This is a genomic window from Serratia sp. HMSC15F11 (assembly GCF_001808215.1).
GTDB lineage: Bacteria > Pseudomonadota > Gammaproteobacteria > Enterobacterales > Enterobacteriaceae > Serratia > Serratia nevei.
Genome location: NZ_KV792424.1, coordinates 1 through 561 on the forward strand (window position 1 = coordinate 1; position 561 = coordinate 561).

A 561-nucleotide genomic window follows, 5' to 3' on the forward strand; every position below is an offset into this window, starting at 1 on the left:
CAGCGGCAAGTAGGTGATATCCGCCACCCATACCTGTTCCGGACGGCTGGCGATGACCTGATTGTCCCCCGCCTTCAGCAGGTTGGGATGACGATAAAAACGATGATGGCTCTGCGTCGTCTTGTGATATGCCCGCTTAGGCATCACCAGTAACCGCGCGCAACGCAAGATACTGAACAGCCGGTCGCGCCCCACATGCAACGCCGGTTCGGGGCGTTGCCGCAACAGGTGATGCAGCTTACGTGTCCCCAGTCGGGGCTGGTGCAAGCGGATGGCCGTCACCTGTTCGACGAGATGCCGGGCCTGCTCCTCTTTGCCTGCTTCACGCTGCAGGGACTGATACCACGCTTGTCGGCTGATGCCCATCCATCGGCAGGCCCGCGTTACTGTGAGTCCCGGTACTTGTGTTTGCGCGATAAGGCGGTTAGCTGCTTTTTTGTCAGCGTGGCGCCAAAGTCGGTGTTCATCACTTTGACGACAGCTTCGAAGAACTGGGCTTTGATTTCAGATTCAGCCAGTTGCTGCTCAAGTTCTTTAATACGCTGTTCGGGCGTCAGGGGG

General features: G+C 58.1%; 1 pseudogene. It reads right to left on the minus strand.

The annotated features are described in order from the left end of the window. A pseudogene (locus HMPREF3138_RS08090) lies at positions 1 to 561 on the minus strand (IS3 family transposase); the annotation flags it as partial.